Here is a 12,211-nt window from a genome sequence, read left to right as displayed (position 1 = left end):
TTAGTATCGTTTTGCTGGTGCGGAGACAGGGGACGCGATCATGGTCGATCAGTGGATTGAACGGTGCACCCTGCAGCGGGTGTCGCTGCATGAAGGTCTGGTGCTCAGCTTCGAGGACTACAACGAGGTGGTCATCTCCCGGCGGCTCCGTCTGGGGTTGCCGCCGGTGGGCCCGTACCCGGCCGAGGTGGTGGAGCTGGACCCGCTGAACGTGGCGCCGGCGCACCGCGCTCTTTTGGACCTGGCCGGGTCGGTGTGCGTGCGAGCACACAGCGATGACGATGGGGCCCTGCACCTGCAGTTCTCGGACGGTCACTCGATCGACGTGGAGCCCGACGCCCACGTGGCGGCATGGGAACTGTACGGAAAGCGCCACGGATACATGGCCTGCATGCCCGGAGGCCGGGTGCAGATGGTCCGACATGATGTGCCCGCCGCGGACAGCGCCGACTACGACACGGCCCCTGCCAGCCAGTGAGCGATCCGCTGCGCGGGGGACCGACCCTCACCGCCGCACCCGGGCTACCGCCGCGCCGCCGGCGCACACGCGCCGAGACCGCGCCGTCGAGTGAATACAGCCCCGCGCTGGCCCGCCTGGGGGCGTTCACCCTGCGCCACAAGGCGCTGGTGATCGGACTGTGGATCGGGGCCGCGGTGTTGTTGGCGGTGCTTTTTCCGCAACTGGAAACCGTGGTGCGCCAACAGTCGGTGGACTTGGTGCCCCACGACGCGCCGTCGTTTCTGACCGTTGACCGGATGAGTGCAGCATTCGGCGAACAGGGGTCCAAGACCGTGCTGTTCGTCGCGTTCGAGGACCCCGCCGGCCTGACCCCGCCAACCCGCCAGAAATACGCGCAGCTGGTCTCGCAGCTGCGCGCCGACCCCAGCCATGTCCTGCTCGTGCAGGACCTGCTGGCCGACCCGGTCACCGCACCGCACGCCATCAGCGCCGACCGACACGCGTGGTACCTGCCGGTCGGCATCGCCGGCACCCTCGGCGATCCGACCGCCGCCGAATCGGTCAGCGCCGTGCGCGCCATCGCCCACCGCGTCTTCGCCGCCAGCACCACCACCGTGCACGTCACCGGGCCCGCCGCCACGTTCAGCGATCAGATCGCCAGCGCCGAACACGATCTGCTGTTCATCTCCATGGCCACCGCCGGCCTCATCGCCCTGATCCTGCTGCTGGTCTACCGGTCGGCATTCACCGCGCTACTGCCACTGCTGGTCATCGCGCTGAGTTTGGCTGTCGGGCGGGGGGTGCTCTCCGCCCTCGGCGAATGCGGCTTACCGGTATCGGAATTCACCGTGGCGTTCATGACCGCGATCTTGCTCGGCGCCGGCACCGACTACACCGTGTTCCTGATCAGCCGCTACCACGAACAGCGACGCGCCGACATCGCCCCGCCGCAGGCCGCGATCGACGCCACCGCCAGCATCGGACGAGTCATCCTGGCCTCAGCGGCCACCGTCGCACTGGCCTTCCTGGCCATGACCTTCGCCAAACTCAGCGTGTTCGCCGCGCTCGGCCCCGCCTGCGCCGTGGCCGTGATGGTCGGATTTCTGGCCACCGTCACCCTGCTGCCACCGGTACTGGCGCTGGCCGCCCGCCGCGGCATCGGCGACCCCCAGCCCGACCGCACCCGCCGCTACTGGAACCGCATCGCGGTCGCCGTCGTGCGCAAACCCGTGCCGCTGCTCACCGTCAGCCTCATCATCCTGCTGGCCCTGGCCGCGGCAGCCACCACCATCAAGATCAGCTACGACGACCGCAAAGGCCAACCCGCCGACACCGCAAGCAACCTGGGCTACCAGCTGCTCAACCGGCATTTCCCCACCGACATGGTCTTCACACAATTCCTCGTCGTGGAAAACCCCGCCGACATGCGCACCGGCAAAGGCCTCGCCGACCTCGACGAACTCGCCTCCCGCATCGCCCAACTGCCCGGCGTGAGCAAAGTATCTGGCGTCACCCGCCCCGGCGGCACCCGACTCGAACAAGCCCAATTGTCCTGGCAGAACCAACAAATCGGCGACAAGATGGCCACCGCCGCCGCCGACGGCAACGCCCGCAAGAACGACCTGGCCCAACTCACCGGCGGCGCTGACCAACTCGCCAACGGCCTGGCACAACTCGACCGCACCCTGCGCACCGCGCTGACACCCTTGAGCGGCCTGCTCAACCAAGCGCACACCGCCAGCAGCCAAATGCAGCGATTCACCCCGCTGCTGCACCAACTGTCGGCCACCGCCCCCGACATCGATCACGCCATCCAAGCCGGACCCGGACTACGCCCCGAGGCCGAACAGGCTCGCAACGCCATCGCCGCCGTTTCGCCACTGCGCGACATCCTCGACACCGCACCCTGGTGCGTCACCACACCAAAATGCACCGAACTCCGCGACCAGATGCGCGTCCTGGACGCCCTGCGCACCAACGGATTCTTCGACCGCATCGCTGAGCTGGGCGACCACTACAACCCCGCCACCAACGCCACCGTCACCGCCACCCTCGCCGACGTCCAAACCTCAATCACCACCCTGCAACATGCCCTGGGCACTCTGGGTGACCCCGCCGACGTGGCGACCAACATCGCACGCCTGCAACACGGCATCAGCCAACTCGCCTCTGGAGCACAAGCATTGGCAACCGGCGTGCACGCCCTGGCCGACAGCAACATTCAACTGCTCGCCGGGATGAGCCAGATCGCTGCACAACTACAAAACTCCGCACGCGCCAGCGCCAACTCTGACACCGCCAGCGGCTTCTACCTACCCCCAACCGCCTTCGACAACCGCCAATTCGCTGACGTCGCCAAACAATTCATCACCCCCGACGGAAAAACCGCCCGCTTCATTATCGAATCCACACTCGACCCCTACAGCAGCGCCGCCATGGCACTGGCCCACCACATGGTCACCGTCGCCGAAGCCGCCCGCCCCAACACCTCCCTGACCAACGCCACCATCTCCGTGGCCGGATTCCCGGCCGTCAACGCCGACATCCAGCACCTACTACAAGCCGACTTCACCCAACTGGCCGTCGCCACCCTCGTCGTCGTCGGACTCATCCTGGTCCTGCTGTTGCGCGCTGCGCTGGCCCCGCTCTACCTCCTGGGCACCGTCGTGCTGAACTACCTGGCCTCCATCGGTTTCGGCGTCGTCGTTTTCCAATGGATACTCGGTTACCAAATCGCATGGCCCGTACCACTATTGGCGTTCATCATCCTCGTCGCGGTCGGCGCCGACTACAACATGCTGCTGGTATCACGACTACGCGAAGAATCCGAACACAACATCCGCGTCGGAGTCCTACGCACCGTCGCCAAAACCGGCTCGGTCATCACCTCCGCCGGACTCATCTTCGCTGCCAGCATGTTCGGACTGATGGCCGGCTCCATCGCCATCATGATCCAAGTCGGCCTCATCGTCGGCTGCGGACTACTGCTGGACACCTTCCTCGTGCGCACACTCACCGTTCCGGCCATCGCCACCCTCCTGCGCGAAGCCAGCTGGTGGCCCCAAAAACAACCCACACGGACCCGGCCATGAAAATGCTACTCCCACACCGGCATCGAGCCGCCACGACCCAAACCCAACCAACCATCGACAGCGTCGCCGCCGACCAGCCCACCCGCGCACCAGCCGGCGCCAACACCACCACACCGGACAACACCAAGCGCCGCCGCCCCTGCCCGATCCACTGGCCCCGCCTCCTACAAGGCAAGTACCCCTACTTCCACGGCGAGCACGAAAAACTCTTCCGAGAAGCGCTCATGGAACGCGAAATGTACCGGCTTTAAACATCACAACCCCCGGCACGCCATCCGCCACCTGACAACGCCGACACAACCTGCGCCCACCAGCGACCACAACATCGACAAACGAAAGCGGGAACACCCGCAACCACAGCTGTTCCCGCCTACCTCAAACCCACCACCATCACCTCAGCGGGAACAGCAATACACGGCCGAATTCAACCCCAGATAACGTAGTTGCCCACGGCCTACCCTCACCGATGTCGACTAGGCACATCGCAGCTGCAGCGATGTCTACATTGATGCCCTGGTGGACCCGAACAACTGTTGTATGGTCGAGTCAACGCAGCCACGTCTACGAACTGGTAGTTCGCTTACAGCGACGGGATTCCAGTGCAACAATTATTACTAGCGATAGAACCTATGGCATCGACGGAGCGGCGCACCGAGCCGCACTGGCATCAGACGGCGTCACCGTGGCGGTGCTGGCCGGTGCTGTCGATGTGCCGTACCCCTCCGGGCATTCCGCGCTGCTGCACCGCGTCGCCACGTCCGGGCTGCTGCTCAGCGAGTATCCGCCGGGGGAGCGGCCGACGCGGTACCGGTTTCTGACCCGTAACCGATTGGTGGCGGCCTTGTCCGGCGCGACAGTGGTCGTGGAGGCGGGTCTGCGCAGTGGTGCGGCCAACACGGCAGCCTGGGCGCGCGCGATGGGCCGCGACGTGTGTGCGGTGCCGGGCCCGGTGACCTCGGCCGCTTCGGCGGGGTGTCACGTCTTGCTGCGTAGCGGTGCGACCTTGGTCGACCGGGCGGAGCAGATCGTCGAATTGATCGGCCGGATAGGCGAACTCGCCGATGAACCCGACCATCCGGACACACCGCTGGACGACCTGACCCCTGACCAGCTCCAGGTCTACGAGGCGCTGCCGGCCCGCGGATTCCGCAGCCTGGAACAGATCTCGGTCGGCGCGGCGCTACCTCCCGAACGCATACTCGGACCGCTGGCACTGCTGGAGATCAGCGGTCTGGTCGAGAAGCAGGACGGGCGGTGGCGGATCAGGAAGGACATCGGTGGCAGCGCCAAGGCAGTCCGCTGACCCGGTTACGCGCGGCTAAGCGGCAATCAGCTTGAGAGGCAAGCGTTCATGGCGGCGGATGATGTTGTTCACCGCCCACTCGGGCGTACCGGTCAGCTCTATCCGGTCCACGCGCTCGAGGAGCGCGTGCAACATCGCGGTTGTTTCCAACCGCGCCAGGCCCTGTCCGGCGCAAGCGTGGGCACCGTGTCCGAAACCGATGTGACGGCCGGCGTCACGTCGGATGTCGAAGACCGCTGGGTTTTCCCATTCGCGTTCGTCGCGGTTGGCCGAGGCATAGATCACCAGAACCCGGGCGCCCGAGGGGATTCGCACGCCAGCGATTTCACTCTGCTGCGCTGCGCACCGTGCGAAGGCGCGCAGCGGTGGCTCGTAGCGGACTATCTCGTTGACGGCGTTTGCCATGAGGCCGGGCTCCTCCTTGAGCAGTTGCCACTGGTCGGGGCGGCTGGCGAAGAGACTCAACGCGTTGGAGATAGCGCTCATCGTGGTATCGATCGACGGGGCGAGGTAATCGACGAGCAACGGCGGGCATTCGCGGTGCGCCAGTTTGCCTTCGTCTGCGGCGGCAAGTAGCTCATGAGCCATGCTGCCCTCGATGACGTTGCGCTCGCGAACCACGCGCCTGGCGAAGCGCAGCATGAGCATGGTTTTGGGTACCGCTTTGATCGCCTGCCAGTTGAGCGGGCCGAGTACATCGAATGTCGCTCCAGCCCAAGCAACCAGGTGATCGCGTTGATCGCGCGGCCAACCGATGAGGTCGGGGACGACGGCCAAGGGGAGTGCAGCCGCGAGGTCGGCCACACCATCGATCTCCCCCTTGTCGAGCGCAGTTTCAACGACGCGGCGGGCTGCGTCATCGACGGTGTCACTGATCGCGCGCAGCGCACGCGGCAGCATGCGATGCGCGACGCTCTTGCGGCGTTGTTCGTGCTCGACACCGTCGCTGTTGAGCGTGGTGCCGTGCGACATTCGGTTGGTGATCGGATTGAGTGCCACACCGTGACCCGACAGAAAGTTCTTGTCGTCGCGTAGCACCGCTTTGCACTCGGCGTACCGCGGCAGCGCATACGCTCGTTGCTTCGCCAGCCATACCACCGGACCGAGGTCACGCAGTCTCTGGTAGTGCGGGTAGGGGTCGGTGATGCCGTCGACCGAGTAGATGTCTGGTTCGTAGCTGGGTAGGCCAGCGGGTCGGCGTTGCATTGATGTCCCTCTCATGTCATTGGCGGTGGACGAAAGAATGCGGGCGCGCCTCAGCTGGGTGTTCCGGGATCGGCACCGCGCAGCTGCAGTTCGGTGTCCGTGCGGGACGCGGGCCGGTGGGTGGCGCGCGCCCAAGCACGCTGACCGGACGCCGCCGAAAACCCCGGGATGGCCGCGCACAGTCTCCATAGGCCGCCGCCCGCACACATCACCGTGCGATCAGGCCGGATGATTGCGACGGTCGCACGGCCGCGGCGTAACCACCGCTCCAGTTCACCTCCGGGTTCGGCGACGTGCACGACAATGCCGTTCTCGTCGAGCTCCGAGAGCTGAAATGCCAGCGGGCGAGTCGTGGTGACCACACCGAAGCCATTGCCCAGCAACGTGTCCAGGCGTCTGCCGTCGGCTACAACGGGGTTGGGGCACAGGGTTCCGGCCAGGTGCCACGGCGTCCGGCTTTTGATCACCAAGGCAGACTGATGCAACCGCGGGGTGGTGCCGTTGGTGAGCTTGTCACGAAGCCCCGGAATCCACCGCAAGCGAGGTGCGACGGCGCGCCGCACCGTGTTTCCGACCTGGCCGCCGGCCGTCATAGCCCATCCCATGCCCAACGCCAGGCCGATCATGGTGCGTGCGTGCGGCTTTCGTTCTTGCTCGTAGGTATCCAGCAGGGCGGCGGGCATGTCCGCGTTGATGACGGCGGCGATTTTCCACGCGAGGTTCATCGCGTCGCGTAGGCCCGCTCCCATGCCTTGTCCGATGAAAGGCGGCGTGAGGTGCGCGGCGTCACCGAGAAGGAAGACGTGGCCGTCCCGCCATTTGTCGGCGAGCTGGGCGCGAAAGGTGTACTCGGTGACGCGTACCAGCTCGAGTTCGTCGTCAGCGACGTCGCCGATCCACGGAACGATCAGGGGCCGAAGGGTTTTCAGCGTGCTGAAGTCGGCGGCGACTTCCGACGGCAGCAGACGGAATTCCCAGCGGTAGCGGTTGTGCCCGATCCGCATGTACGTCGCGGCCCGAATGGGATCGCACACCTGGTGCACGCCATCCCATTGATCGAGCTCGGCGTCGGTGACCACATCGGCCACCAGCCACCGCTGCTCGAACCGCAGGTCGTCCATCTCTGCGCCGATCGAGGCGCGCACGATGCTGTTGGCCCCGTCGCAGCCCAAGACGTAGCTGGTTTCGATGGCGTGCTGTGTTCCGGCATCGCGGTCGGTGTAGGTGACCCGGACGCGGCCGGGCTCAAGCTGAGTGACGGCGGTGACGTCCACATTGCCGCGCAACTGCACATTCGGGCGCTTGGTCAGGTTCGCGCGCAGCAGCAATTCCAGCTCGGGCTGGTCGAACATGTTGGCCTGCGGGTACCCGTGCCTGCTGCGGGTGGGGTCGCGGTCGAACTGCGCCAGCGTGTGGTGGTTCTGGTCGAGCAGCCGCAAGCCGAGCGCCGGCCGAGAAATCGCGCGGAACTGCTCGGCCACGCCGATGCGGGCGAGGATGCGATGAATCTCGTCGTCGAGGTGGACTGCCCGCGGCTGGGGATAGACCGATTTCCATCGGTCGAGAACCAGCGTCGGCACGCCGTAGTCGGCCAGCAGCGTCGCCGCGGCGACGCCGGTCGGCCCCGCTCCGACGACGACAACGGGGACGGATTTCGTTACAGGGTAAGGAATTTGCGTCGACGACGTCGAGACGGGAGCAGTCATGATCGTTCCTTGATGCCCCAGGTGAGCGCATACCGTCCCAGGATTGCAGTGATCGTGTCGGTGTCGGAGGCGGTGCCGACAGTCACGACGATGGAACCGTCGTCGACTGTGGCTTCGACATCCACGACGCCGGGTACGCCCGCCAGTGCGTCCATGATCGCGCGGCGGGCGGCGTCGGCGCGCAGCGCGGGCTTGTACGGTTTCCCGACGGCGGTGAGCGGGATGGCGTCGATCACGGTCACCGATTTCGGTGTGGCGGCCGCCTCGGCTACCCGCTCAACAGCCCACTGGCGCAACGACTCCGGAGTGACTGTTGCCTCGGGACGCACCGTCACGTACGCGACCGGCACCTCGCCGGCGTGTGCGTCGGGACGGCCCACCGCGGCGACGCCGGTCACGTCGGGATGCGCCAGCAGGACGTCCTCGATCAGCACCGGGTCGATGTTGTGCCCGCCGCGGATGATCAAATCCTTGGCACGTCCGGACAGGTGCACGAAATCGTCGTCGCCGATCCAGGCGAGGTCCCCGGTGTCGAGCCAGCCGTCGACGAGTTTGCCGTTGCCGTCGAGCACGAAACCATCCGCGCTGCGGCCGGTGACGTAGCCCGGGAACACGGTGGGCCCGCCGATCGCCAAGGTTCCGATCTGCCCGGGCGGCAGGTCGTGCCAGGTCCCGTCGCCATCGATCCGGACAGCTTTGACCTGCTGATAAGGCAACCGCTGACCTACCGAGCCCAGGCGGGGGTGCTCGGGGAAGCAGCGGGCACTCGCGCACGTCGCCTCGGTCAACCCGTAGCCCTCCACGAGCGTGACGCCGGTGTGCGACTGGAAATCGCCGCGCACCGCGTCGGGGAGCGCGGAGGCGCCGACGATCGCCAGCCGCATGCAGGAGATGTCGGCATCGACCGGGAGCTGGCTGAGCACGGAGTACACCGTGGGGACGGCGCTCATTGTGGAGACCTGGTAGCGCTCAACGATCTTCCAGAAGTTCCCGTACAGCCCCATGTCCCGGTAGCCGAGCGGCCCGGCCCACAACACCTGCTGCCCACGCAGCAGCGGGGCCAACGTGGTCACCACGAGAGCGTTCACATGGAACAGCGGCAAGGCCGCGAACAACACCGCAGTCTCATCGAGCACCGTGTTGGCGGCGATCATCCAGGCGTCGGTTACTTCATTGGCGTGGGTGTGCGCGGCCAGTTTGGGTGCGCCGGTGGTGCCGCCAGTGTGAAACAGTGCTGCCAGATCGCTGGATTGCGGTGCGTCGCCACTGAATTGCGTGCTGTCGTAGTCTGCGGCCAGCCGAGCCAGAGAGCCCACGTTCGCACCCGCGAGAGCGGGGACGGCGTTCGAGCCAGCACCGGTGGGCCCGATCAGCAGGACGGTGTCGATGAGGCCGTCGGCAACGAGTCGTTCGGCAATCGCCCACGCGGATGCGTCGAGTTCGGGATTCGAGGAGATCAATACTCGGGCACCGGACCGCCGTACCAGTTCGCTGATGTGCCCGGGCGAGAGTGCGCCATTGACCGGCGCGGCGATACCGGCCAGCTGGGCCGCCAGCGTCGCGGTGATGAGCTCGTCGCAATTCGGTGCGATCAGCGCGACCGCGTCGCCGCGCCGAACACCCAAGTCGTACAACAGGTTGGCGGCTTGGTGCACGTCGTGCAACAGCTGTCCGAAGGTACGCTGAACCGGCTGCTCCCACCGCTGGCCATCGGGCAGGACACTGACCGCGACCCGGCCCGGCCACAACTGGGCGGCCCGGACCAGCATCGCGTACGTCGAGTCGGGCAGGCCGCGGTCGGACAGCGGCACCGACTCGATGTCGGCCAGGTCCGTTGGTTCAGAGTAACTGGGCCACAACAGGTTCGAGCTCACGCATACCTCACGGTGTTGTGTTGGGCGCCGAGGTCGATCGCGCCGTCGTCGGTGGCGACGGTCGCCTCGACGACGTCGCCGTCGTGCAGATACTTGGGGTTCTCCGCCTGGCTCTTGAAGAAGGCCTTCCACTTCACGGCCGGCGGCAGCAGTGACCCGATGAGTTGGATCGGTTTCGGCGGTGCGCTCAACGCGGTGCCGACGGGTGTTCCGGTCAGAATCAGGTCGCCGGCGCTGAGATCCTGGAAGCGGGTCAGTGACCGCAGGGCCTGCAGTGGCGGATAGATCATGTCGCCGGCGACGAGCATGTCTTGCCGCAGTTGGCCATTGACGCGCAGTTGCAGACGCAGGTCGCCGAAGCGCTTGAGTTCGGCGGCGGTCAGCAGCACCAGCGCCGGCCCGACGGGGGTGAAGGTGGGGTAGGACTTGGCTTCGTAGAACTGAGTCTGCGGCAGCTGGATATCGCGGGCGGACACGTCGTTGGTCACCACCAACCCGGCCACGTAGTCGGACAGGTTGGACTCGTCGATGGTGCTGCCCACCGGGATGTCGGTGCCGATGACCAGACCGATCTCCACTTCATAGTCCAGAAACCGCACGTGGCTGGGTTTGACGATCGCGTCCGCTGGGCCGGTGATCGACGCCGACGATTTGCGGAAGAAGGTCAACGGGATCGAGGCCGGTTCCATCCCGGCGTCCCTGACGTGCGAGGCGAAATTGGTCATCTGGGCCACGACGCGGCACGGTGCGGTCACCGGGGAGAGCAGATCGAGGCTGTCGACCGGCACCGTGCTGGGGTCGGAAGCGGCGGCCTCGATAGCGGCGCGGTCGGCCAGCAGCGCACCGGTGGTGGTCGCGTCGGTGGCGATCTTGGTTGCGCCGGTGGCGGTGTACACCCACCAGGCGTCGGAGGTGCGAAGAACGGAGATGGTCATGACTTGGCAGCTTTCAGTAGGCCGATGAGGCGGTTGACGTCGAATTCGTTGTTGCCGCGTAGCGCGGTGAGCAGTTCGCGCGCCTCGCTGCGCGCGTGCCTGGGACTGGTGCCGAGGAAGTCGGCGGTGGCGGGCGGTCCCCATTGCGCCAGGCCGGAGGCGGTGAACTCTGCCCATCCGGGTTCGAGCGTGCTGTCGAACATGTCGCCGTCGGTGAAGTGCTCGACCATGAACCCGTCGGGGTCGCGCCAGTAGTCGAAGATCTGGCTGCCCTGGATGTGTCGCCCGATGCCCCAGGAGCGTTGGTAGCCATGGTCTTTGAGGTATTCACCGCCCGCGGCGAGGGCGTCGAGATCACTGACCTGGTAGGCCGAATGCACGTAGCGGTTCGCTGGCCCCAGCGCCAACGCCAGGGTGTGATGGTCGGTCGGGATCGACCCGCGGTCGCACCGGATGAAGCTCATGGCGGGCCCGCGTTCGCGCTGTCCCGGGAAGTACAGGAAGTCGCTGACGATCAAGCCGAGCGTGTCGAGGTACCAGTCCAGTGCCGCACGGTATTTGGTGGTCTGTAGGACGACGTGGCCGAGTCGCTGCACCGTCGTCGGCACCCGTGGCGGCCGCTGCGTCGCGTTGATCCGGGTGACGTCGTCGCCGAAGTTGAGGGTGTGAGGTACCTGCGATGGCAGCGGACTCAGCGGATGGGTGCCGGACACCACGCGTACCGGGATGCCGCTGGGGTCGGTCAATTGCACACCCAGTCCGCCGATCGATTCCGGTAGCGCGGTGACCCGGGAGCCGGTCTTGTCGGCCAGTCGCACCAGGTCTGCGTCGTCCGCGGCGACGAACGCCAGTCCGCGGAACCGAGTCTGCGGGCCACGCCGGATGAGGACGCACGGGGCGTCGGGATCGCTACCGCGCAAGTGCAATTCGGTGTCGGTGCGGAGTGCGGTACCGAAGCCGAACGCCTGGGCAAAGGCCTCGGCGCGCGCCAGATCGGGTTTGTCGAACTCCAGCCACGCGACGTCGACGACCTTGGTCAGCGGGTTGTGGGAGCGGCCCGGGTGCTCGCCGCTGAGGGCTCCGTCTGCGCTGTGCAGACCGTTGTGGGCGCCGATCGTGTTGTTGCTCATCGTGAGTACTCCTTTCGCGGAGTCAGAATCGAGGCGCCGACCGCGCCGCGGAGCCGGTCGATCACGGCCGCCGCGTCGGTGGGGCCGCTGTTCCCGCGCCATGCCACGTGCTGATCGGGACGGATCAGCACCAGGTCACGCTCGTAGAGCTTCCGGGTATGCGTGTCGCGGACATCGACGACGGTCAGTGGGACGCCACGATCCTCTGCCGCAGCGACCAACTCCATGACGTCGACGTCGGTGAAGCGCAGCAGCGTGAATCCGGACCCGAACAGGTCGAACAGAGCCGTACCGTCCGGCAGGAAGACACTCGGTGGCCGGGCACCCGGCACGGTGCTCGGGAGGTATCGGTGCGAGGGATTGGCCGGGGGATTGCCGGGTTCTGCACAGACGACCGGCGAGTTGTCGTAGCGGTATCCGTGCTCGATTCCGTCGGCCTCATTTTCCAGGTTGCCGAGATCGAGAATCTCGCGGCCCAGGCGCGCGCGATCACGTTCACCCGCCC

9 protein-coding genes and 1 pseudogene are annotated in these 12,211 nt (G+C 66.4%); 4 read left to right on the top strand and 6 right to left on the bottom strand.

Annotated elements, in window-relative coordinates:
• Positions 1-40: 40 nt before the first annotated feature.
• From TL10_RS18325 to TL10_RS18310, 4 genes and pseudogenes are all read left to right on the top strand, one after another.
• Complete coding sequence (locus TL10_RS18325) at positions 41-478, top strand: DUF6188 family protein (RefSeq protein WP_020103722.1); 438 nt, start codon at positions 41-43, stop codon at positions 476-478.
• Entirely contained in the window at positions 475-3,552 is a 3,078-nt protein-coding gene (locus TL10_RS18320) for an MMPL/RND family transporter (protein WP_192830261.1), read from the top strand. The genes TL10_RS18325 and TL10_RS18320 overlap by 4 nt, the downstream gene beginning before the upstream one ends.
• Complete coding sequence (locus TL10_RS18315) at positions 3,549-3,803, top strand: hypothetical protein (protein WP_043986741.1); 255 nt, start codon at positions 3,549-3,551, stop codon at positions 3,801-3,803. Before TL10_RS18320 ends, TL10_RS18315 begins: the two co-directional genes overlap by 4 nt.
• A gap of 314 nt (positions 3,804-4,117) precedes the next feature.
• A pseudogene (locus tag TL10_RS18310) lies at positions 4,118-4,855 on the top strand (DNA-processing protein DprA); the annotation flags it as partial.
• Between the two features lie 15 nt (positions 4,856-4,870).
• Here the strand turns inward: TL10_RS18310 and TL10_RS18305 are convergent.
• The 6 genes from TL10_RS18305 to TL10_RS31265 all read right to left on the bottom strand — a co-directional run.
• Complete coding sequence (locus tag TL10_RS18305) at positions 4,871-6,061, bottom strand: cytochrome P450 (protein WP_043986740.1); 1,191 nt, start codon at positions 6,059-6,061, stop codon at positions 4,871-4,873.
• 50 nt (positions 6,062-6,111) lie between these two features.
• Complete coding sequence (gene mhpA, locus TL10_RS18300) at positions 6,112-7,767, bottom strand: bifunctional 3-(3-hydroxy-phenyl)propionate/3-hydroxycinnamic acid hydroxylase MhpA (RefSeq protein WP_082067994.1); 1,656 nt, start codon at positions 7,765-7,767, stop codon at positions 6,112-6,114.
• Positions 7,764-9,641, bottom strand: coding sequence for an acyl-CoA synthetase (locus TL10_RS18295; RefSeq protein ID WP_043986739.1), 1,878 nt, complete (start codon positions 9,639-9,641; stop codon positions 7,764-7,766). Before TL10_RS18295 ends, mhpA begins: the two co-directional genes overlap by 4 nt.
• Entirely contained in the window at positions 9,638-10,576 is a 939-nt protein-coding gene (locus TL10_RS18290; protein ID WP_043986738.1) for a fumarylacetoacetate hydrolase family protein, read from the bottom strand. Before TL10_RS18290 ends, TL10_RS18295 begins: the two co-directional genes overlap by 4 nt.
• Positions 10,573-11,706, bottom strand: a complete 1,134-nt coding sequence (locus tag TL10_RS18285; RefSeq protein ID WP_043986737.1) for a VOC family protein — start codon at positions 11,704-11,706, stop codon at positions 10,573-10,575. Before TL10_RS18285 ends, TL10_RS18290 begins: the two co-directional genes overlap by 4 nt.
• The coding region (locus TL10_RS31265) for an aromatic-ring hydroxylase C-terminal domain-containing protein (RefSeq protein WP_043986735.1) at positions 11,703-12,211 on the bottom strand (509 nt) is incomplete at its 5' end. The genes TL10_RS31265 and TL10_RS18285, both read right to left, overlap by 4 nt.

It is taken from the genome of Mycolicibacterium llatzerense, assembly GCF_000878195.1.
In the GTDB taxonomy this organism is placed as follows: domain Bacteria; phylum Actinomycetota; class Actinomycetes; order Mycobacteriales; family Mycobacteriaceae; genus Mycobacterium; species Mycobacterium llatzerense.
Note: the sequence above shows the minus strand (reverse complement) of the source record. Positions and strands in the feature narration are given on the sequence as shown.

Excerpts from the sequence above, each read along its gene's own strand:
- TL10_RS18290 (WP_043986738.1), bottom strand. The coding sequence starts at position 10,576 with ATGACCATCTCCGTTCTTCGCACCTCCGACGCCTGGTGGGTGTACACC.
- TL10_RS18325 (WP_020103722.1), top strand. The coding sequence starts at position 41 with ATGGTCGATCAGTGGATTGAACGGTGCACCCTGCAGCGGGTGTCGCTG.
- TL10_RS18315 (WP_043986741.1), top strand. The coding sequence starts at position 3,549 with ATGAAAATGCTACTCCCACACCGGCATCGAGCCGCCACGACCCAAACC.
- TL10_RS18285 (WP_043986737.1), bottom strand. The coding sequence starts at position 11,706 with ATGAGCAACAACACGATCGGCGCCCACAACGGTCTGCACAGCGCAGAC.
- mhpA (WP_082067994.1), bottom strand. The coding sequence starts at position 7,767 with ATGACTGCTCCCGTCTCGACGTCGTCGACGCAAATTCCTTACCCTGTA.
- TL10_RS18305 (WP_043986740.1), bottom strand. The coding sequence starts at position 6,061 with ATGCAACGCCGACCCGCTGGCCTACCCAGCTACGAACCAGACATCTAC.